The sequence below is a fragment of the Bacillus sp. 2CMS4F genome (genome assembly GCF_023161785.1).
Taxonomy (GTDB): domain Bacteria; phylum Bacillota; class Bacilli; order Bacillales; family Bacillaceae; genus Bacillus; species Bacillus halotolerans.
Genome location: NZ_JALNTO010000002.1, coordinates 153943 through 174333 on the forward strand (window position 1 = coordinate 153943; position 20391 = coordinate 174333).

Here is a 20391-nt window from a genome sequence, read left to right on the forward strand (position 1 = left end):
TGACCGTTGCCATTTCTGCCATTTACAATTCAGCACTGACCGCAGCTTTCAGCTCTTGGCTGCGCTGATGGAAGCAGTTGTTAATTCGATCAATTAAGTCCTTTGTCGCGCTGTCAAAATGTTTTTCTTTTCTGTTTGTCAAAAGCCCTATAGGCGGTGATATGTCTAGATTGATAATAGGGATGACTTTTGTGCCTTTCAGCGGTTTAGAATGTGCCGTACTGGTGAAGATTGAAATACCAATGTTTTCTCGCACGTAATATTCATGTGCCATGCTGCTTGTGAGCTCCATTTTCTTGTAATGATTACTAAATGCCTTATGCAAGTGCTGTTCAATTTGAATACGAATGGGGCAATTGGCAGGCGTAAATATAAAACATTCGCCTTCTAAATCAGATAAATGAACAGCTTTTTTCTCAGCGAGCCGATGACGATCAGATACAATTAAATTTAAAGTGTCATAAAAGAACGGGTGGTAATAATTTTCAAGAATCAGTTCCGGTTCGCCGCAGACTGCAAAATCAATCGTGCCGTCTAAGAGCTTTTGGCTGCAGGTATTGGCGTCATCTACGTTTACATTAACCGTTATCTTTGGATAATCATTTAAGAAATCCCTCAGAATATCAGGAAATATGAAGCTTGCAGTCGGCTCTGAAATACCTACATTGATAATGCCGGCATCCCCTTCCTTTAAGTCGGAAAGAGTGTGCGTAAGCGCCTCGTATTGATTTAAAAGATCCCCTGTTTTTTCGAAAAAGAGTCTTCCGGCTTTTGTCAGCTGCAGGTGTTTTCCACGTTCAAACAACTGCACGCCTAAATCCTGCTCTAATTGCTTCATGCGCATCGATATTGTCGGCTGTGAATAGTTTAATATTTCCGCAGCCTTATAGAAGCTTCCGAATGTAACAATCGTATGAAACGTTTTAATTGAGCGAAACTCCAATGTGCTTCCCCCCTGTTTTTTCATCATTACATTTTCTGAACTCAAGGATTATTTTTTTTGATTAGTCAAACATGAAAGTATGCTTTATAGTATAAACAATAAAAGCTTAGTAAACAAATAGGAATTATATATTTTGTGGAGGAGAGTGCTCAAAATGAGTGAGGATATTTTTCGATTGGCAACTGTTGAAGATGCACCGGAGTTTTTAAAACTGGTTAACAGCGCCTTTCAACCAATTCGGCAGCTGGATATTGATTGGCCTTCCACAAGAGCTGACATACATATGGTGTCAGAAAATATCAAAAATCATTCAGCAGTTGTGCTGGAGCGGGACGGGAAGCTCATCTCAACGATTACCATCCGGTTTCCATGGGAGAATGAAGCGCCCCCTTCAAAATATCCATTTGTATGGTGGTTTGCAACGCTGCCGGAATATAAAGGGAAAGGCGTCGGCAGTAAGCTGCTGACGTATGTTGAGGAAAAAGTGCTGCGGGATATGCTGAAGGCCCCGGCGCTGACGCTCGGCACCTCGGCGCGCAAGCATCCTTGGCTCGTCGATATGTACAGAAGGAGAGGGTATGAAGTGTATTTTGAGCAGGAGAAAGATGGGGATATAGGTGTCATGATGCATAAGGTTCTGATTCCGGAACGATTTGAGCCGTCGCTTTTAGGCACCCCCAGCTGGGCATAATGAGAGGCAGCCTATGAATAAGCGAATGAGAATAGCTTTTCTGCTGTCGGTGTTTGGATTACTGGCTGGATGCGGACAGGAAACAAACGGGAAAACGGATAGTCAGGCTCAAACGATTATTGTCGGCACTGGAACAGATTTTCCGAATATTGCATTTTTAAATGAAAAAGGCGATTTGACCGGGTACGACATTGAAGTGATGAAAGCCATCGATAAACAATTGCCTCAATATACCTTCGAATTTAAGACGATGGATTTCTCAAATCTTCTGACGAGTCTCGGAAATAAAAAAATTGATGTGATCGCCCACAATATGGCCAAAAACAAAGAGCGCGAAAAACGTTTTTTGTATCATAAAGTGCCGTATAACTATTCGCCGATGTATATCACCGTGAGGGAGGATAATAACAAGATTCATACATTAAAAGATTTACAGGGAAAAACAGTCATTGTCGGTGCCACATCAAATGCAGCGGATTATATCACGTCGTACAACAAAGCTCACGGCAATCCGATTCATCTGAAATACGCCGGGCAGGGAAGCAATGACACGGCCAATCAAATTGAAACCGGCCGTGCCGACGCAACCATATCCACACCGTTTGCGGTCAACTTTCAAAATAAAACGCACGCTTTCCGTCAAAAGACAGTCGGTGAGGTGTTATTGGATACTGAGGTATATTTCATGTTCAATAAAGGCAGCCAAACCTTAGCTGATGATACGGATCAAGCCATTAAAAAGCTGGAGAAAGACGGAACGTTAAAAAGGCTGAGTCAAAAATGGCTCGGCGCAGATTACTCAAAATCAAGTTTTAAAAATAAATGAAGCTGAAAATGAGGCGATAAGATGAGGACAAAAGCAGCTGTCATGACAATATTGTTTGCCGTTACAACAGTCCTTTCGGCTTGCGGCGGCAGCCAAACAACGGGGGCTGGAGAAAAGAAGGTGCAGACGATTACGGTCGGAACTGGGACCCAATTTCCGAATATTTGCTTTATTAATGATGATGGCGATTTGACCGGTTATGATGTCGAGCTGGTCAAAGAGATTGATAAGCGTCTGCCGAATTATAAATTCACTTTCAAAACGATGGAATTTTCCAACCTGCTCGTCAGTCTCGGCCAGCATAAAGTCGATATCGTGGCACATCAAATGGAGAAAAGCGAAGAGCGTGAAAAAAAGTTTCTCTTTAACGAGGTCGCCTACAATCATTTTCCTTTAAAAATAACCGTCCTTCAAGATAACGATACCATCCACGGGATTGAAGATTTAAAAGGGAAACGGGTCATTACAAGCGCAACCTCAAACGGCGCCCTTGTGTTGAAAAAATGGAATGAGAAACATGGCGACCCATTCGAGATTGCCTATGCGGGCCAAGGTTCAAACGATGCCGCGAACCAGCTGCAGTCAGGCCGTGCCGACGCAACAATCTCAACGCCTTTTGCAGTGGATTTTCAAAACAAAACGAGCGCGATAAAAGAAAAAACGGTCGGTGATGCGCTTTCCAATGCCAAAGTGTATTTTATGTTTAACAAAAATGAACAAACATTACGTAAAAACATTGACAAAGCATTACAGGAAATCATTGATGACGGAACACTGAAAGAGCTCAGTTTAAAATGGCTTGGCGACGACTATTCCAAGGAACAGTATTGAGTATAAAGAGAGGGAGCCGTGATGGAAAAAGCGTTTGATATCAGCATGATTGCAGATTTTGTACCGACCTTAATCGGCTATCTGCCGGTTACATTATACATTTTAACGCTGTCATTGCTATTCGGGTTTGTATTGGGGCTCTTTTTAGCGCTGCCCCGCATCTATAACTTTCCTATTGTAAATCAATTTGCAAGAGTGTATATCTCGTTTTTCAGAGGTACACCCGTTATGGTGCAGCTTTTTATCGTGTTTTATGGCATACCGGCGCTGACGGGGGTGATTGGGATTGATACATCAAAAATGGATCCGTTTTATGCCGCTGTTGCAACATACGCGTTAAGCAATGCCGCAGCAGCAGCTGAAATCATTCGAGCGGGGGCGGGCAGTGTTGATAAAGGCCAAACGGAAGCGGCCTACAGCATTGGTCTCAGCGGAAGACAGGCTTTCAGGCGCATCGTTCTGCCCCAGGCCTTTGTGCAGGCTTTTCCGAATATGGGAAACATGGTGATCAGTTCTTTAAAAGATACGTCTCTTGCTTTTTCAATAGGTGTGATGGATATGTCGGGAAGGGGCCAAACACTGATTACCTCAAGCAATCATTCTCTTGAAGTGTACATTGCGCTATCCGTTGTTTATTATGCCGTAGCAGTTTTATTCGAAAGGTTCTTTACATTGGCCGAAAAACGAATCAAGAAGGATCAAAAACGGCTTGTTACCGTTTTTGACATGAACATACATTGAAATATGTACGGGGACTAGGAGGGGAGACGATTGCAATTTGACTTTCCATTTATTGCTTCCGCCATGAAAGAAATGATAAAAACCATTCCGCTGACATTGATGATGGCTGTTTTGCCGATCATTCTCGGATTTCTTGCGGCACTTGGAAATATAATGGTCAGAATTTTTAGAATTAAGGGCTTGGCAGCTTGTTCAAGGCTTTATGTGTCATTTTTTCGGAGTACACCTGCCATCCTCCATATTATGCTGATTTATTTAGGCGTGCCGCCGATTGTGGATCGTGTCAGCAGCTTTTTTCATCTCGGCTGGTCCGCCAATGAGATTCCGGTCGCCGTGTTTGTGGTTATGGCTTTGTCTTTAACTGCTGGTGCTTATTTAACAGAAATTATCCGGTCGGGCATCTTGGCAATGGATACCGGACAGGTCGAAGCGGCCTATTCCATCGGCCTGACGCACGCTCAAACCTTTCGTCGAGTGATATTGCCGCAGGCGCTGATGGTATCAATCCCTAACTTCACAAATTTAGGCATCGGGTTTTTGCATACGACCTCTATTGCAGCTATAGTGGCTGTTCCTGAAATAACAGGGACAGCGACTATCGTTGCTTCTGATAATTATGCGTTTTTGGAAGCCTTTATCGGAGCGGCGATTATCTATTGGGTGCTGACTCTTATGATGGAAACCGTAAATGGAATATTTGAGAGGAAGGCATCCAGATTTCAAGGAGGCACTTTATGATTGAGATTAAAAATATTCATAAGCGTTTTGGCATGCACCAGGTATTAAAAGGAATAAATCTGACTGTGCACAAAGGAGAAGTTGTGACAATTATCGGTCCAAGCGGGTCGGGGAAAACCACCTTTTTACGCTGCCTTAATTTATTAGAAAGGCCGGACGAAGGGATCATCTCTTTACATGACAAAGTGATTAATTGCAGTTTTCCGACAAAAAAAGACACTCGCTGGCTCAGAAAACAGACAGCAATGGTATTTCAGCAATATCATTTGTTTACTCACAAAACGGTGATTGAAAATGTCATGGAGGGCTTGACGGTCGCCCGAAAAATGAGAAAACAAGACGCGTATGCCATAGCAGAGAACGAGCTGATAAAGGTTGGGCTTCAAGACAAATTGAACGCTTATCCGAGTCAATTATCGGGAGGGCAAAAACAAAGGGTTGGAATAGCGAGGGCGCTTGCCATTAATCCTGATGTGCTGCTGTTCGATGAGCCGACAGCTGCGCTTGACCCAGAGCTGGTCGGCGAAGTTCTTGAGGTCATGCTCGATATTGTGAGGACCGGAGCCACTATGATCATTGTTACACATGAAATGGAGTTTGCGAAAAGGGTTTCAGATCAAGTTGTTTTTATGGATGAGGGCGTCATTGTTGAACAAGGAACTCCGGATGAAGTTTTCCGCCATACGAAAAAAGAAAGAACAAAGCGGTTTCTCCGCCGTGTTTCGCCGGAGTATTTATATGAAATAAAAGAACACATAAAGGAGCCGGTAATATGATCCGCTTAAGTATATTAGACCAAAGTCTGGCAGGTGAAGGAGAAACCGCAGCCGATACATTACAGCATACGGTGAAGTTGGCGCAGATGGCTGAAGAGTATGGATATTACCGTTTTTGGGTCGCTGAACATCACAACAATAGTGATATTGCCGGCTCCGCTCCTGAGGTTCTTTTAGGGTATCTTGCCGCAAGCACAAAGACCATTCGTTTAGCATCCGGCGGGGTGATGCTGCAGCATTATAGCCCATACAAAGTGGCGGAGCAGTTTCATCTATTGTCTGCATTAGCTCCCGGACGCATTGACCTTGGAGTAGGCAAAGCGCCCGGCGGCTTTCAGCTGTCGACAGACGCTCTGCAATATGAATATGTAAAACCGGCGCGCAAGTTTGAAGAAAAGCTGGAGGATCTCACTCATTTCATTCGGGATGATTTTCCAGATGCCCACTGTTTTGCGCAACTGCGGCCGGCACCGCAGGCTGAACACAGGCCGGGACTTTTTCTGTTGGGGGGAAGCACAGAGAGCGCAATTTCAGCTGCAAAACTGGGAATATCTTTTGTCTTTGCTTACTTTATTAACGGTGAAGAGAAAGTGCTAAAAGAAGCCCGCCGAGCCTTTGACACGCATCTGCCAGCAGGCTCTGAAGCGGAATTTCACCTTGCTCCCGCTGTTTTTGCGGCGCGTACAAAGGAAGAGGCACAAAAACATATTGAGTCGCGTGAATCGATAAAAGTGATTTTGCAAGACGGGAGGAGAGTGAATGTCGGTACCCGCGAACAAGCCAAAACCTATCTTGAGAACGTCAGCCAGCCCTATGACATCATCGTCCAAAAAACCGGGGTGATTGCCGGAACGAAGGAAGAAGTGGCGGACGAATTAAAACGTTTATCAGACACATACAGAATTAACGATTTTGTCATTTTTTCACCGATCAAAAATGCAGACGAAAAACGGCTGTCTTATCAGCTGCTGAGTGATGCAGTTCTAGCCGCAAAACAATAAGGGGGATAAAACATGAGCGATTTTGTCAACGTTGTGGTTTGGAGTAAGAAAGGCTGTGCATATTGCGAAGAAGTCAAAAATTACTTACATGAAAAAGCAATAGCATTTCAAAATATCGATGTTTCGGAGAAGGAAGAGCTGAGAGACATTTTACAGGTGAAATACGGAGTACGCCACGTTCCTGTGGTAGAAGTTGGCAGCGGTAATCGTTATGAAGGGATTACTGAAATTGGTATTAAAAATCTTGAGCTTGCACTTGCCAATTACGCTCAGATAAAGGAGGAAAAAAGGTGACGCGAAGAAATGATATTCAGTTTGGAGCCATTATTCATGGGGTTGGGGGAACAACTGACGGCTGGCGTCACCCTGAAGTCGATCCTTCCGCAAGTACAAACGTGGAATTTTACAAGCAAAAGGCTCAAACAGCTGAAAAAGGCTTGTTCAGTTTCATTTTCATTGCAGACGGCTTATTTATTTCTGAAAAATCAATTCCCCATTTTTTAAATCGATTTGAACCTATCACCATATTATCGGCGCTTGCGTCCGTCACAAAAAACATTGGTTTAGTAGGTACGTTCTCTACTTCTTTTACTGAGCCATTTACGATTTCAAGGCAGTTAATGTCGCTGGACCACATCAGCGGGGGGAGGGCTGGCTGGAATCTGGTTACTTCTCCGCAGGAAGGAGCTGCACGCAATCATAGCAGAAGCAGACTGCCAGAACATACCGAGCGTTACGTTATTGCTCAAGAGCATTTGGATGTTGTGCGTGGTTTGTGGAATTCCTGGGAGAAGGACGCATTTATACACAATAAAGAAACAGGGCAGTTTTTTGATCCGGCAAAGCTTCATCGTCTGAATCACAAAGGAGAGTATTTTCAAGTAGAGGGGCCTTTAAATATCGGGCGCTCAAATCAGGGAGAGCCTGTCGTGTTTCAAGCGGGTTCTTCAGAAACAGGCCGTCAATTTGCGGCCAAAAATGCAGATGCGATTTTTACCCATTCCAATTCATTAGGCGAGACAATAGCATTTTATGCGGATATTAAAAAGCGGGCTGCCGCTCAAGGGCGCGACCCTTCCAGCGTGCTGATTTTTCCGGGAATCAGCCCGATTGTGGCAGATACGGAAGAAGAAGCAGAGAAGAAATACCGGGAATTTGCAGAATTGATTCCGATTGAGAATGCAGTTACTTATTTGGGGAGATTTTTTGATGATTACGATCTGAGTGTGTTCCCGCTTGATGAACCGTTTCCCGATATTGGCGAAGTTGGAAAGAACGCTTTTCAAAGCACAACAGATCGAATTAAGAGAGAAGCGAAAGCCAGAAATCTGACACTACGGGAAGTGGCGCGGGAAATGGCTTTTCCAAGGACTCCATTCATCGGTACACCAGAGCAGGTCGCCTCCTTGCTTGAGACTTGGTTCAAAGCCGAAGCTGCTGACGGTTTTATCATCGGGTCGGATATCCCGGGAACACTTGATGCCTTTGTAGAAAAAGTGATTCCGATTCTTCAAGAAAGAGGGCTGTACCGCAGAGAATATAACGGCGGGACATTGCGGGAAAATCTTGGGCTTGATACTTCGGTTCATCATCCTTTTGTACATTCATCAAATCATTAATAGGAGAAGCAGGAGGAGGATGACTTTTTTGGCAATCATTGCAGGTACGGTTGTGAAAGGAAAACAGTTGGGCAGAAAATTAGGATTTCCCACAGCGAATATAGAAACCGAAATAAACGGGCTTCCTAACGGCGTTTACGGGGTTCTGACGGCGATCAATCAGCAATTTTATTTAGGGGTTATGAATATCGGAGTGAAACCAACGATTGGTCCTAATCTGAAAAAAACCATTGAGATTTTTTTGATTCACTTTGATAGGGAGATCTACGGAGAACATATGGAATGCAGCATTCTCTTTAAAATAAGAGATGAAAGAAGGTTTTATTCTTTGGAGTCACTAAAAGAGCAAATCAAAAAGGATATTTCATACGCTTCCAAACGCTTTGAACGTATGGGAATTGCATCTCAAAATAAAGAAAGCCTGCTCTCGCACCCTGAGTTAAATCTTCCGGATCTCAGCTTTTACAAGAAGTGTAACAGTTTATACGGCATCAACCGCGGTGTCTACAATGTGATTGACAATTGGTTTTTTGATTATGGTATTACACAAGTTGCATATCGGCGAATATATATTCTATCTTTTTTAAGCTTTTTGCAGGCAGAGAATGAGAACCCTCCCGGTAAGTGTGTAAAATTTGGGCCGGGCGGTCTTGCATTTCAATTGAGCCGTTTTATTACTGCTTATATTGAAGAGACTGGAGATCTTGTGATGTTAAAGGCAGATAGGTAAAGAGCTGAAAGGAGGAGAAAACATGTCTTTAGATTATTGGAGAAATATAGAAGGGACATACCCATATCAGACAGCAAAAACAATTGAAGATGAGTATGGAAAAGATGATAGCGAGCATAATCCATTGAATCTCTTATCGCTTGAAAAAGAGCTCATCACAATACGCCGGCATCTGCACCAATACCCCGAGCTGTCAAAAGAAGAATTTGAAACAACCGATTTTATTGCAAAATGCCTTGGAGAAAAGGGCATACCAATTCGTCCTACATCATTAAAAACAGGTGTATTCGCAGATATAGCAGGGGAGTCAGAAGGTCCGGCCATTGCTTTGAGGGCTGATATTGACGCGCTGCCAATCGAAGAAAAAACAGGGTTGCCCTATGCATCTAAAAAGAAAGGAATCATGCATGCGTGCGGCCATGATTTTCACACGGCAGCGCTTCTTGGTGCGGCCTTTTTGCTAAAGGAAAATCAAGATAGCCTGAAAGGAAAGGTTCGTTTGTTATTCCAGCCGGCTGAGGAATCAGGCGCAGGCGCTGCAAAAGTGATAGCGGATGGCCAATTGGATGGCATTGAAGCCGTTATCGGTCTTCACAACAAACCCGATATACCGGTTGGCGCTGTAGGGTTAAAAACAGGCCCTCTTATGGCTGCTGTTGACCGATTTAAAGTAACGATACAAGGAAAAGGCGCTCATGCAGCATTGCCGCATAATGGTTTTGATCCTATTGTCGGCGCCTCTCAGCTTATCGTCGCCCTGCAAACGATTGTAAGCAGAAATGTAAATCCGCTAAAAAGCGCGATTGTAACTGTAGCGAAAATCGAAGGCGGCAGCACATGGAACGTCATCCCCGATACAGCGGTGATCGAAGGCACTGTTCGAACATTTGATTCAGAGGTTCGGGAACAAGTGAAGCAGCGTTTTCTGTCTGTTGCAGAGCAGATTTCTTCTGCTTTTTCTTTGAAGGCGAATGTGAAGTGGATTTCCGGACCCCCGCCGCTTTGTAATGATACAGCAATAACTGAAATTGTAAGAGCTGCTGCTCATAAAGCACAGCTTCAGGTCATTTCACCCGACCCATCCACTGCCGGGGAGGATTTTGCTTACTATTTGGAGCATATTCCCGGATCCTTTGCTTTTTTTGGAACAGGCGGTGATCATGATTGGCATCACCCGGCATTTACAATTGATGAAACTGCCATTATAAAAGCCTCTTATTTTTTATATGAAAGCGCTAAGAGATTATTAAGTTAATGAACGCAGGAATGAAGAGTCAGAGATGGTTTGCTTTGAGAAAATATTCGATTGATACAGACGAGGTGTGCTGATGAAGAAATTAATTGTTTTTGCATTTATAGGCTTGTTATCGCAGTTAATAGACGGTTCGTTAGGTATGGCTTATGGTGTTACCTCAACTTCGCTGTTATTAGCTTTCAGCATAACGCCTGCTGTTGCTTCGGCTTCTGTCCATTTAGCGGAAGTCGTCACGACTGCCGCATCAGGAGTGTCACATATTAAATTTGGAAATGTTGACAAACAAACTGTTTATCAGCTTGTCATTCCCGGTTCAATAGGTGCTTTTTTAGGCGCTGCATTTCTCAGCCATTTACCCGGAGATGTGGCGAAACCCTATATTTCTTTGTTTCTGCTCCTGCTGGGCGGATATGTATTGATAAGATTTTTATTTCAATACAAGCCTGCACTTGAGAAAAAACATGTGCCGTTAAGCAGAAAACAATCCATTCCCTTAGGAGTGATCGCCGGTTTTGCAGATGCCACAGGAGGAGGTGGCTGGGGCCCCGTCACCACTCCGATTTTATTATCCCGAAAAGGCCTGAGTCCGAGGAAAGTAGTAGGAACTGTAGATACTAGTGAGTTTGCCATCGCAGTATCTGCAACTGTCGGTTTTCTTGTTTCATTGGGATGGGAGGATGTCAATTGGTTATGGGTGTGTTCGTTAATGGCTGGCGGAATTATCGCGGCCCCTATCGCAGCATGGCTCGTACAGAAATTTCACCCGCAATTGATGGGTGTGCTGGTAGGAGGATTTATTATATTAGTAAATGCGAGAACATTGATAAATGAATGGATTGAAAACACAGCTGTTTATCCATTTATCTATACGGCGATAGGAGCAATATGGCTGTTTGCTGTTTTATTTATTTTATCTAAAATAGGGAATAAAAAGATTGTAAAAGCAGCAGTTGACATCAATATAAAAGAAAAATAAAGACATTGACTTTTTATAGATGTGAAAGGAAACACGAGGGCCAGGCGCTTGCGGGAAGTCTGAATGATGGATTCGTCCTTCAGCACCCAACAGCACACTGCGCTGTAAGAAGCCGACCAGGCTTCCTTTTTATTTTCCTGCCTCATTGCGAATCAATCATCCGAGCCCTTATAATAAAAGCAGAAGACTGTCCCTTAGAGGTGAAAGGTTTGGCAACTAAGCATGAACAAATTTTAACGTATATTGATTCGCTGCCTGTCGGTGAAAAAATTTCTGTGCGGAGAATCGCAAAGGAAATGAAAGTAAGTGAAGGAACGGCGTACAGAGCCATCAAGGAAGCAGAGAATAAAGGCTTTGTCAGTACGATTGAACGTGTCGGAACAATCAGAATTGAACAAAAGAAAAAAGAAAATATCGAAAAGCTTACATATGCAGAGGTTGTAAACGTCATAGACGGACAAGTGCTCGGAGGCCGGGCCGGACTCCATAAGACATTAAATAAATTTGTCATAGGCGCAATGGAGCTGGACGCGATGATGCGGTACACGGCAGCCGGGAATCTTTTGATTGTCGGAAATCGAATCAATGCACATAGACAGGCGCTTGAGGCAGGCGCCGCTGTACTTGTAACGGGCGGATTTAACACAGATGACAGCATCGTGCAGCTGGCAGACGAGCTTGAGCTGCCGATTTTATCCACGAGCTATGACACCTTTACAGTTGCCGCTATGATTAACCGGGCGATTTATGACCAGCTGATCAAAAAAGAAATCGTTCTGGTGGAGGACATTTTAACGCCCGCTGACCGTACGATATATCTTTCACCCAAGGATAAACTTGAAAAATGGTACGAGAAAAATTTTGAAACGGGCCATGGGCGTTTCCCGGTTGTCGACGAACAAATGAAAATCCACGGGATCTTGACTTCGAAAGATATCGCAGGTCACGACCGGAATGCACCCATTGAAAAAGTCATGACAAAAAATCCGGTTACGGTTATTGGGAAAACGTCTGTCGCCTCAGCGGCGCAAATGATGGTGTGGGAAGGGATCGAAGTGCTTCCCGTCACTGACGGACACCAAAAGCTGATTGGCATGATCAGCCGCCAAGACGTGCTGAAAGCTCTTCAAATGATTCAAAAGCAGCCTCAAGTCGGGGAAAAGCTTGATGATATCGTCTCAAGAGGATTTAAAGATGAGGATGATGATAAACAGGATCAGACGGTTTATCAGTATGAAGTAACACCGCAAATGACAAATCAGCTGGGGACAATTTCTTATGGCGTGTTTACGACCATTTTGACGCAAGCGGCCAATCGGTTTTTGCGCTCGAAAAAACGCGGCGAACTAGTGATAGAAAGCATCACCATTTTCTTTTTGAAGCCTGTGCAGATGGAGTCGGTCATCGAAGTCAAGCCGCGCATTTTAGAGGCTGGAAGAAAGTTCGGAAAAATGGAAGTTGAAGTGCACAGCCAAGGCCATATCGTGTCTAAAGCAATGCTGATGGTTCAGCTGATGGAAAGAAGCTAAGGGACGTCTCAGGCGCCCCTTACGCGTGATCTCTTTCAGCTTCTTTGGCGTGAAGGGGATTGTAATGGCTGTAGGCTTTATAACCTGCCCATGCGCTTCCGGCTCCGATGACGATAAAGATGCCGCCGATTACTAACGTTAATACTGAATGGAATAATATCATTTGATTGAGTCCGTAAAACAGCACCAGCGATCCTAATGCCATGCTAGATTTTGCTGAAAAGATTTCTTTTTCCAAAGATTGCTTTGCCCGTACGCCTTTTACTTTATAGTACACATAAAAGCAGGCTGAAAGCCCAATCAAAAAAACAAGAACCAGCATAAATGAAATCCTCCATCGTAAAAGTTTACAAACCCATTTTATACAAAAACGGGCTTGGTTTTGACGTTATTTTTCTTTTCCGTCGGCAGAGAATGTGATTTAATGAAAAAAAACAATAAAGGAGTATCAAATGAAAACAGAATTGATCAGAACCATATCATTATATGACACGATTATCTTACATAGACATGTGCGCCCTGACCCGGATGCCTACGGATCTCAGTGCGGACTTACGGAAATCCTGCGTGAAACGTATCCTGAAAAAAATATTTTTGCGGTCGGCACACCGGAACCGTCCCTTTCTTTCTTATATACCCTCGATGAGGTGGACGATGAAACATATAAAGGCGCCCTTGTGATCGTCTGCGATACGGCAAATCAGGAAAGAATCGACGATCAGCGTTATTTATCAGGCGCCAAACTAATGAAAATCGACCACCATCCGAACGAAGATCCTTACGGCGATCTTCTGTGGGTCGATACGAATGCCAGCTCAGTAAGTGAAATGATTTATGAGCTGTATTTAGAAGGAAAAGAGCACGGCTGGAAGCTGAATACAAAAGCTGCAGAGCTGATCTATGCCGGCATTGTCAGTGATACCGGACGCTTCTTATTTCCCAATACAACGGAAAAAACATTAAAATATGCAGGTGAGCTCATTAAGTATCCGTTCTCTTCTTCAGAGCTGTTTAATCAATTGTATGAAACAAAACTGAATGTGGTGAAGCTTAACGGCTATATCTTTCAAAATGTGTCTTTGTCTGAAAATGGCGCTGCTTCTGTTTTCATCAAAAAGGATACTCTTGAAAGGTTCGGCACAACGGCTTCTGAAGCGTCGCAGCTTGTCGGGACGCTTGGAAATATCTCAGGTATTCGCGCATGGGTGTTTTTCATAGAAGAAGACGATCAAATCAGAGTCAGATTCCGTTCAAAGGGGCCTGTTATTAACGGACTCGCCCGGAAATATAACGGCGGAGGGCATCCTCTGGCTTCAGGCGCCTCCATTTACAGCTGGGATAAAGCGGAACAGATTTTAGCTGATCTGGAGACGTTATGTAAAGAACACAAGTAGAGGGGAGACCCTCTCTCTTAGTGTTCATCTGTGACGGGGATGAACCAGCAGCCGAACTCAGTAAGGTCCTCGTAGACTTGGAGATTGTGAGATTGAAGTTCTTTTTTGATGAGGGAAGCGAGTGAGTTTGTTTCGGCATAGGCAGAAAAACCTTGTCTGAGTCGGGCTGCTTGATCTTTTGCTAACTGACGGTCACTGTAAACCTCCATTTCCCTTCCTCCTCCTTTCGCTATTAAGCCTCATTTATAGTTTATAAAAAAGAATGGGAAAAAGCGACAGGAGTTTGAAAAATTTAAAAAAATTCCATATTTACGTCGCGAATGATATTTCGATTTCTACCGAAAGCCTTGTGTAAATAATTAATTCCTTGACGGCTGCCTCATATTTTTTTTCATTGATCGTATAGACTTTATTTTCAATTGTCCGTTTTAAAAGCTCCTTTGTTTTATAGACGCTTTCTATATCCTTTGTAATGACCTCTGAAATATCATCCTTTACATGCTCCTCGAATTTTGTTTTATCAGGCTGCGAAATTTTATATTTTTCTCCATTCAGCAATTTGACATCGACGCTTTGAATAAGCAGTTTTCTTTTATTGTCTTCATTTAGTTTGTGGAGGTCTTCCTGATAGATGGAAATTTGGTCGTTCAAGTCTTTGACGTGCTCTTTTTGTTTTTCGATGAGGGAAACCTGCTCCTCCTGGAATGTTCCGTATGTAAACAGGAAAAAAAACCAGCTGATCACGGCTCCGCACATCATACCTGCAAAAAAACGCTGCCATCCCGGTTTCTTGTAATGCTGCGGCACTCTCATGAAGAAATATGCTCCTGCGTCAGCCATGAAATGATAAGCCAGCCGCTTTGCGCCCCGCCCATGGCCGAGATAATGAGAAGAATCTGCTTGAATAAATCTCTCGTATTGCCTTCAAGAATACCCCGTTCAAAGCTGTATACCGCATCGAATGTACCGCCGATAGCGGCGACCAGCGCCCATATTTTTAATCTGTTCGCAAGCTTTGTAATGACCGTAAGCGGGGCTTCGCCTGCCAAATATGCTCCAAGGCCTCCGATGAGTGCGCCTCCGATCAGCACCCCTAATGCAATAAAATAACTGTTGATAAAATTTACCATGAAACCAGCTTCCTGATCCATCTTGATCACCTCACCTTTTATATCATATTGAGCATTCGGGACAAGTATGATGACGACTCGAAAAAGAACATTTGTTTCTTTTGAAAACCCGACTTATAATGAAGAAAGAAATGGATCGTAATGGAGAAAGAGGTGATAGCATGTCTTTTGTTCACCTGCAAGTGCATAGCGGGTACAGCCTGCTAAACAGCGCCGCGGCTGTGGAAGAGCTCGTCAATGAAGCTGACAGGCTCGGATATGCGTCTTTGGCGCTGACAGATGATCATGTCATGTACGGAGCTATTCAATTTTATAAAGCATGCAAGGCGAGGGGGATCAACCCGATTATCGGCTTGACGGCCTCTGTTTTCACAGATGATGACGAGCTCGAAGCCTACCCGCTCGTCCTGCTGGCAAAATCAAATACAGGCTATCAAAACCTGCTGAAAATCAGCAGCGTCCTGCAATCGAAATCAAAAAACGGCCTGAAGCCAAAATGGCTTAACAGCTATCGCGAAGGCATTATTGCGATCACTCCCGGCGAGAAGGGCTATATTGAAATGCTGCTTGAAGGAGGGCTGTTTGACCAGGCCGCTCAAGCCGCACTTTATTTTCAGTCTATATTCGGAAAAGGCGCTTTTTATTTATCCTTTCAGCCGTTTAAAGAAAATAAATTCTTATCTGAGCAAATCCTCCGGCTGTCTGAAGAAACGGGAATTCCGGTCACGGCGACAGGCGATGTTCATTATATAAGGAAAGAAGATCAGGCTGCCTATCGCTGTTTGAAAGCGATAAAGTCAGGTGAAAAACTCACTGAGGCATCAAACGAAGAGATGCCGGATCTCGACTTGAAATCCATTGATGAAATGCGTGTTATATACCAAGAGCATCCTGAGGCATTGCAAGCATCTGTTGAGATTGCAGAACAATGCCGGGTTGACGTCAGTCTGGGACAGACCCGCCTGCCATCATTTCCGACTCCAGACGGTACATCCGCGGATGATTATTTGACGGATGTTTGTATGACAGGGCTTCGCAGCCGCTTCGATACACCAGATGAACAGTATATTCGACGTCTTCAATATGAACTTGATGTCATCAAGCGGATGAAGTTCAGCGATTATTTTCTGATCGTATGGGATTTTATGAAGCACGCCCATGAAAAAGGGATTGTGACAGGACCGGGAAGGGGTTCTGCGGCGGGATCGCTCGTAGCTTATGTCCTCTATATCACGGACGTTGATCCGATCAAGCATCACCTGCTGTTTGAGAGGTTTTTAAACCCGGAACGAATCAGTATGCCGGATATTGATATCGACTTTCCGGATACGAGAAGGGACGAGGTCATTCAATACGTTCAGCAGAAATACGGCGCAATGCACGTCGCCCAGATTATTACCTTCGGGACGCTGGCGGCAAAAGCGGCGCTTCGGGACGTCGGAAGGGTATTCGGTGTAAGCCCGAAGGAAGCGGATCAGCTTGCGAAGCTCATTCCTTCAAGGCCTGGCGTAACCTTGGATGATGCGAGAAAGCAATCGCCGGAGCTGAATAAGCGACTCAGTGAGTCAAGTCTGCTTCAGCAAGTGTTTACGATTGCCAGAAAAATAGAAGGTCTTCCGAGACATACGTCAACCCACGCGGCCGGCGTTGTCTTAAGTGAGGAACCGTTAACTGATGTTGTCCCGCTTCAGGAAGGACATGAAGGGATCTATTTAACGCAATACGCGATGGATCACCTCGAAGATCTGGGCCTTTTGAAAATGGATTTCTTGGGCTTGCGCAACCTGACACTCATCGAGTCCATCACTTCAATGATTGAAAAAGAAAAAAATATTAAAATAGATCTTTCGAGTATTTCCTATCAAGACGAAAAAACATTCTCCCTGCTGTCAAAAGGGGATACGACAGGGATTTTCCAGCTTGAATCCTCAGGAATGAGAAGCGTTTTGAAAAGGCTTAAGCCTTCAGGATTAGAAGATATTGTCGCGGTAAACGCACTGTACCGGCCCGGCCCGATGGAAAATATTCCGTTATTTATCGACCGTAAACACGGGCGCGTGCCGGTTCATTATCCTCACGAAGATTTAAGAGGGATATTGGAAGATACGTATGGCGTCATCGTTTATCAGGAGCAAATTATGGTGATTGCATCGCGTATGGCAGGATTTTCTTTAGGCGAGGCGGACCTGCTCAGACGTGCAGTCAGCAAAAAAAAGAAAGACATTCTTGACCGAGAGCGAAGCCATTTTGTTGAAGGGTGCTTAAAAAAGGAGTATTCTGTAGACACTGCAAATGAAGTCTACGATTTAATCGTCAAATTCGCAAACTATGGCTTCAACAGAAGCCATGCGGTGGCATACAGCATGATCGGCTGCCAGCTTGCGTATTTGAAGGCTCATTATCCTTTATATTTTATGTGCGGACTGCTTACAAGCGTCATTGGCAATGAGGATAAAATAGCTCAATATCTTTACGAAGCGAAGGGGAGCGGGATTCGTATCCTTCCTCCGTCAGTGAACAAAAGCAGCTATCCGTTTACAGTTGAAGACGGAGCTGTCAGGTACAGCCTCCGTGCGATAAAAAGTGTAGGCGTCTCAGCAGTCAAAGATATATATAAAGCAAGAAAAGAGAAACCATTTGAAGATTTTTTCGATTTCTGCTTTCGCGTGCCGTCAAAAAGCGTAAATCGCAAAACGCTTGAAGCACTCATATTTTCTGGCGCAATGGACGAATTCGATCAAAACCGGGCTACGCTGCTCGCATCGATTGACGTTGCGTTAGAGCATGCCGAGCTATTCGCCGCGGACGATGACCAAATGGGATTGTTTTTAGAAGAATCGTTCTCCATTAAACCGAAGTACGTGGAAACCGAGGAGCTTCCGCTTGTGGATATTCTTGCATTTGAAAAAGAAACGCTCGGTATTTATTTTTCAAATCATCCGCTCTCTGCCTTTCGAAACCAGCTGACAGCGCGAGGAGCGGTACCCATTCAGCAGGCTCAGCAGGCTGTTAAAAAGCAGGTTTCACTCGGTGTCCTGCTGTCGAAAATCAAAACGATTCGGACAAAAACAGGTCAAAACATGGCGTTTTTAACGTTAAGTGATGAGACCGGCGAAATGGAAGCCGTTGTGTTCCCTGAACAATTCAGACAGCTTTCCCCGGTTTTAAGAGAGGGCGCTCTATTGTTCACAGCAGGGAAATGTGAAATCAGGCAGGAAAAAGTCCAGTTTATTATGTCCAGAGCGGAATTGCTGGAAAATATGAATGCTGAAAAAGCGCCATCGGTTTATATGAAGATAGAAAGCAGTCAGCACAGTCAGGAGATCCTGACAAAGATCAAGCGCATTTTGCTGGAGCATAAGGGGGAAACCGGCGTTTATCTCTATTATGAAAGGCAAAAACAGACGATAAAGCTTCCTGAGGCGTTCCATATCGATGCGGATCACCAGGTGTTATACCGCTTAAAAGAGCTGTTAGGTCAAAAAAACGTCGTTTTAAAACAGTGGTAACCATTCGCTTTTTGTTATACAATTGGAGCAATTATGTTACTCTGTTTAAATATTCTGATAGATCAACTCCGCAGAATGCAGCAATCAATGCAGCAGCATACGAATCAAAAAATTCCATTAAGGAGTGTTTAGGAGAATGTCATTAAGAGAAGAAGCATTACATCTGCATAAAGTGAACCAGGGGAAGCTCGAATCCAAATCTAAAGTAGAGGTTAAAAATGCGAAAGATTTAAGCCTTGCTTATTCCCCGGGTGTAGCAGAACCATGTAAGGATATTCATGAAGACATTAACAAAGTATATGATTATACAATGAAGGGGAACATGGTAGCAGTTGTGACAGACGGTACAGCTGTGCTCGGCCTTGGAAATATCGGCCCTGAAGCAGCACTTCCTGTTATGGAAGGTAAAGCCGTTCTTTTCAAAAGCTTTGCCGGCGTAGACGCGTTCCCAATTGCTTTGGGCACAAATGATGTTGATAAAATCATTGAAACCGTTAAATTGCTTGAACCGACATTTGGCGGTGTCAATCTTGAAGATATCGCGGCGCCAAACTGCTTCATCATTGAAGAGCGTCTGAAAAAAGAAACGAACATCCCGGTTTTCCATGACGATCAGCACGGCACAGCGATTGTCACAGTAGCTGGCCTTGTAAACGCGCTGAAATTGTCTGGAAAATCCATGTCTTCCATTAAAGTTGTGGCTAACGGCGCCGGTGCTGCAGGTATTGCGATCATTAAGCTTCTTTACCATTTCGGCGTGCGCGACATCGTGATGTGCGATTCAAAAGGAGCCATTTATGAAGGGCGTCCGAACGGTATGAACGATGTTAAAAACGAAGTGGCGAAATTCACAAACCAAGACCGTAAAGACGGCTCTTTGGAAGATGTGATCGCTGGTGCTGACGTATTTATCGGTGTGTCTGTCGAAGGTGCGCTAACAAAAGAAATGGTACAAAGCATGGCGAAAGATCCGATCATTTTCGCAATGGCAAACCCGAATCCGGAAATTATGCCGGAAGATGCGCGTGAAGCTGGAGCGAGCGTTATCGGAACAGGCCGTTCAGATTTCCCGAACCAAGTAAACAATGTGCTTGCCTTCCCGGGAATTTTCCGCGGAGCGCTTGACGTGCGCGCCACTCACATTAACGAAGAAATGAAGATTGCAGCGGTTGAAGCCATTGCTTCACTAGTATCAGACGATGAGCTTAGCCCAGAGTACGTCATCCCTGCACCGTTTGATAAACGTGTTGCGCCTGCTGTGGCTAAGGCTGTGGCGAAAGCGGCGATGGAAACAGGTGTGGCAAGAATTACTGTAGATCCTGAAGAAGTTGCAGAAAAAACCAGAAAACTTACGATTATTGGCGAATAATTTTAATTCATTCCAAAAATGGCAGCGCGTTGGCGGAGACCGGCGCGCTGTTCTCAAGTTAAACTTGCGGCTGAAATTTTTTTGGGGTCAGGACTTAAAAAAATTTCAGCCGAGTTTAACATGATTTTTGAATACGTTACCAACCTTACTGGTTCAACGATTTATTAGGTTTATCAAGAGTCTGTCCGCACGCGTCTGCGGATAAAAAGTTGTCGAATTGAGGATGACAGCGTTTGACAAAAAAAGTACAATAGTTTCGGTAAAGTTATTAGCAAGTCTATCTGTCTGGATGGCATGCGGTGAAGAGAACCCTTCACAAAAGGGAGGTAATCA

Annotated in this window: 21 protein-coding genes; 16 read left to right on the plus strand and 5 right to left on the minus strand. The window is 44.1% G+C overall.

Annotated elements, in window-relative coordinates; all coding sequences use genetic code 11:
• Positions 1 to 22 precede the first annotated feature (22 nt).
• Positions 23 to 943 (minus strand): LysR family transcriptional regulator, encoded by a 921-nt coding sequence (locus tag MTN95_RS04060; protein WP_202852757.1) that lies wholly within the window; start codon positions 941 to 943, stop codon positions 23 to 25.
• A gap of 154 nt (positions 944 to 1097) precedes the next feature.
• Here MTN95_RS04060 and MTN95_RS04065 point away from each other — a divergent pair, with 154 nt between their 5' ends.
• The 13 genes from MTN95_RS04065 (at position 1098) to MTN95_RS04125 (ending at position 12656) form a co-directional block, all read left to right on the plus strand.
• Positions 1098 to 1634: a GNAT family N-acetyltransferase gene (locus MTN95_RS04065; RefSeq protein ID WP_024122480.1), complete on the plus strand. Its 537-nt coding sequence runs from the start codon at positions 1098 to 1100 to the stop codon at positions 1632 to 1634.
• Positions 1635 to 1647: 13 nt separating this feature from the next.
• A complete protein-coding gene (locus MTN95_RS04070; protein WP_105990217.1) occupies positions 1648 to 2460 on the plus strand; it encodes an amino acid ABC transporter substrate-binding protein in 813 nt (270 codons plus the stop codon).
• A 21-nt stretch (positions 2461 to 2481) separates the two neighbouring features.
• Positions 2482 to 3291 (plus strand): amino acid ABC transporter substrate-binding protein, encoded by an 810-nt coding sequence (locus MTN95_RS04075; protein ID WP_024122478.1) that lies wholly within the window; start codon positions 2482 to 2484, stop codon positions 3289 to 3291.
• A 21-nt stretch (positions 3292 to 3312) separates the two neighbouring features.
• Complete coding sequence (locus MTN95_RS04080; protein WP_024122477.1) at positions 3313 to 4032, plus strand: amino acid ABC transporter permease; 720 nt, start codon at positions 3313 to 3315, stop codon at positions 4030 to 4032.
• Between the two features lie 30 nt (positions 4033 to 4062).
• Entirely contained in the window at positions 4063 to 4770 is a 708-nt protein-coding gene (locus tag MTN95_RS04085) for an amino acid ABC transporter permease (protein WP_105953409.1), read from the plus strand.
• Entirely contained in the window at positions 4767 to 5546 is a 780-nt protein-coding gene (locus MTN95_RS04090) for an amino acid ABC transporter ATP-binding protein (RefSeq protein WP_105953410.1), read from the plus strand. Before MTN95_RS04085 ends, MTN95_RS04090 begins: the two co-directional genes overlap by 4 nt.
• Positions 5543 to 6547 carry an LLM class flavin-dependent oxidoreductase gene (locus MTN95_RS04095; RefSeq protein WP_248337046.1) on the plus strand — a complete coding sequence of 335 codons (1005 nt, stop codon included), beginning with the start codon at positions 5543 to 5545 and terminating at the stop codon, positions 6545 to 6547. Before MTN95_RS04090 ends, MTN95_RS04095 begins: the two co-directional genes overlap by 4 nt.
• A gap of 12 nt (positions 6548 to 6559) precedes the next feature.
• Entirely contained in the window at positions 6560 to 6841 is a 282-nt protein-coding gene (locus MTN95_RS04100; RefSeq protein ID WP_105990219.1) for a glutaredoxin family protein, read from the plus strand.
• Positions 6838 to 8166 carry an LLM class flavin-dependent oxidoreductase gene (locus MTN95_RS04105; protein WP_105953413.1) on the plus strand — a complete coding sequence of 443 codons (1329 nt, stop codon included), beginning with the start codon at positions 6838 to 6840 and terminating at the stop codon, positions 8164 to 8166. The genes MTN95_RS04100 and MTN95_RS04105 overlap by 4 nt, the downstream gene beginning before the upstream one ends.
• Positions 8167 to 8194: 28 nt before the next feature.
• The gene (ribR, locus tag MTN95_RS04110) at positions 8195 to 8896 is read left to right on the plus strand and encodes an RNA-binding riboflavin kinase RibR (protein WP_248337048.1); all 702 of its coding nucleotides are present in this window, start codon (positions 8195 to 8197) and stop codon (positions 8894 to 8896) included.
• 22 nt (positions 8897 to 8918) lie between these two features.
• Positions 8919 to 10151 carry an amidohydrolase gene (locus MTN95_RS04115; protein WP_248337050.1) on the plus strand — a complete coding sequence of 411 codons (1233 nt, stop codon included), beginning with the start codon at positions 8919 to 8921 and terminating at the stop codon, positions 10149 to 10151.
• A gap of 73 nt (positions 10152 to 10224) precedes the next feature.
• Complete coding sequence (locus MTN95_RS04120) at positions 10225 to 11127, plus strand: sulfite exporter TauE/SafE family protein (protein WP_248337052.1); 903 nt, start codon at positions 10225 to 10227, stop codon at positions 11125 to 11127.
• A gap of 209 nt (positions 11128 to 11336) precedes the next feature.
• The gene (locus MTN95_RS04125) at positions 11337 to 12656 is read left to right on the plus strand and encodes a CBS domain-containing protein (protein ID WP_010335287.1); all 1320 of its coding nucleotides are present in this window, start codon (positions 11337 to 11339) and stop codon (positions 12654 to 12656) included.
• A 19-nt stretch (positions 12657 to 12675) separates the two neighbouring features.
• Here the strand turns inward: MTN95_RS04125 and MTN95_RS04130 are convergent, their stop codons facing one another.
• Complete coding sequence (locus MTN95_RS04130) at positions 12676 to 12978, minus strand: YtpI family protein (RefSeq protein WP_024122467.1); 303 nt, start codon at positions 12976 to 12978, stop codon at positions 12676 to 12678.
• 130 nt (positions 12979 to 13108) lie between these two features.
• Here MTN95_RS04130 and nrnA point away from each other — a divergent pair, with 130 nt between their 5' ends.
• The gene (nrnA, locus tag MTN95_RS04135; RefSeq protein WP_105953416.1) at positions 13109 to 14050 is read left to right on the plus strand and encodes a bifunctional oligoribonuclease/PAP phosphatase NrnA; all 942 of its coding nucleotides are present in this window, start codon (positions 13109 to 13111) and stop codon (positions 14048 to 14050) included.
• A 17-nt stretch (positions 14051 to 14067) separates the two neighbouring features.
• Here the strand turns inward: nrnA and MTN95_RS04140 are convergent, their stop codons facing one another.
• The 3 genes from MTN95_RS04140 to ytrH form a co-directional block, all read right to left on the minus strand.
• Positions 14068 to 14259, minus strand: coding sequence for a YtzJ family protein (locus tag MTN95_RS04140; protein ID WP_010335284.1), 192 nt, complete (start codon positions 14257 to 14259; stop codon positions 14068 to 14070).
• Between the two features lie 100 nt (positions 14260 to 14359).
• Complete coding sequence (ytrI, locus tag MTN95_RS04145; protein ID WP_024122465.1) at positions 14360 to 14863, minus strand: sporulation membrane protein YtrI; 504 nt, start codon at positions 14861 to 14863, stop codon at positions 14360 to 14362.
• Positions 14860 to 15201 carry a sporulation membrane protein YtrH gene (gene ytrH / locus MTN95_RS04150; RefSeq protein ID WP_024122464.1) on the minus strand — a complete coding sequence of 114 codons (342 nt, stop codon included), beginning with the start codon at positions 15199 to 15201 and terminating at the stop codon, positions 14860 to 14862. The genes ytrI and ytrH overlap by 4 nt, the downstream gene beginning before the upstream one ends.
• 140 nt (positions 15202 to 15341) lie before the next feature.
• Here ytrH and dnaE point away from each other — a divergent pair, with 140 nt between their 5' ends.
• Both dnaE and ystJ read left to right on the plus strand, forming a co-directional pair.
• Complete coding sequence (gene dnaE / locus MTN95_RS04155; protein ID WP_248337054.1) at positions 15342 to 18689, plus strand: DNA polymerase III subunit alpha; 3348 nt, start codon at positions 15342 to 15344, stop codon at positions 18687 to 18689.
• Between the two features lie 136 nt (positions 18690 to 18825).
• Positions 18826 to 20058, plus strand: coding sequence for an NADP-dependent malic enzyme (gene ystJ / locus MTN95_RS04160; RefSeq protein ID WP_095714225.1), 1233 nt, complete (start codon positions 18826 to 18828; stop codon positions 20056 to 20058).
• Positions 20059 to 20391: the final 333 nt, after the last annotated feature.

Bases quoted from the DNA above. Each gene is read 5' to 3' on its own strand.
- MTN95_RS04065 (WP_024122480.1), top strand. From the start codon at position 1,098: ATGAGTGAGGATATTTTTCGATTGGCAACTGTTGAAGATGCACCGGAG.
- MTN95_RS04070 (WP_105990217.1), top strand. From the start codon at position 1,648: ATGAATAAGCGAATGAGAATAGCTTTTCTGCTGTCGGTGTTTGGATTA.
- MTN95_RS04075 (WP_024122478.1), top strand. From the start codon at position 2,482: ATGAGGACAAAAGCAGCTGTCATGACAATATTGTTTGCCGTTACAACA.
- MTN95_RS04080 (WP_024122477.1), top strand. From the start codon at position 3,313: ATGGAAAAAGCGTTTGATATCAGCATGATTGCAGATTTTGTACCGACC.
- MTN95_RS04090 (WP_105953410.1), top strand. From the start codon at position 4,767: ATGATTGAGATTAAAAATATTCATAAGCGTTTTGGCATGCACCAGGTA.
- MTN95_RS04095 (WP_248337046.1), top strand. From the start codon at position 5,543: ATGATCCGCTTAAGTATATTAGACCAAAGTCTGGCAGGTGAAGGAGAA.
- MTN95_RS04100 (WP_105990219.1), top strand. From the start codon at position 6,560: ATGAGCGATTTTGTCAACGTTGTGGTTTGGAGTAAGAAAGGCTGTGCA.
- MTN95_RS04115 (WP_248337050.1), top strand. From the start codon at position 8,919: ATGTCTTTAGATTATTGGAGAAATATAGAAGGGACATACCCATATCAG.
- MTN95_RS04120 (WP_248337052.1), top strand. From the start codon at position 10,225: ATGAAGAAATTAATTGTTTTTGCATTTATAGGCTTGTTATCGCAGTTA.
- MTN95_RS04130 (WP_024122467.1), bottom strand. From the start codon at position 12,978: ATGCTGGTTCTTGTTTTTTTGATTGGGCTTTCAGCCTGCTTTTATGTG.
- nrnA (WP_105953416.1), top strand. From the start codon at position 13,109: ATGAAAACAGAATTGATCAGAACCATATCATTATATGACACGATTATC.
- MTN95_RS04140 (WP_010335284.1), bottom strand. From the start codon at position 14,259: ATGGAGGTTTACAGTGACCGTCAGTTAGCAAAAGATCAAGCAGCCCGA.
- ytrI (WP_024122465.1), bottom strand. From the start codon at position 14,863: ATGAGAGTGCCGCAGCATTACAAGAAACCGGGATGGCAGCGTTTTTTT.
- ytrH (WP_024122464.1), bottom strand. From the start codon at position 15,201: ATGGATCAGGAAGCTGGTTTCATGGTAAATTTTATCAACAGTTATTTT.
- dnaE (WP_248337054.1), top strand. From the start codon at position 15,342: ATGTCTTTTGTTCACCTGCAAGTGCATAGCGGGTACAGCCTGCTAAAC.
- ystJ (WP_095714225.1), top strand. From the start codon at position 18,826: ATGTCATTAAGAGAAGAAGCATTACATCTGCATAAAGTGAACCAGGGG.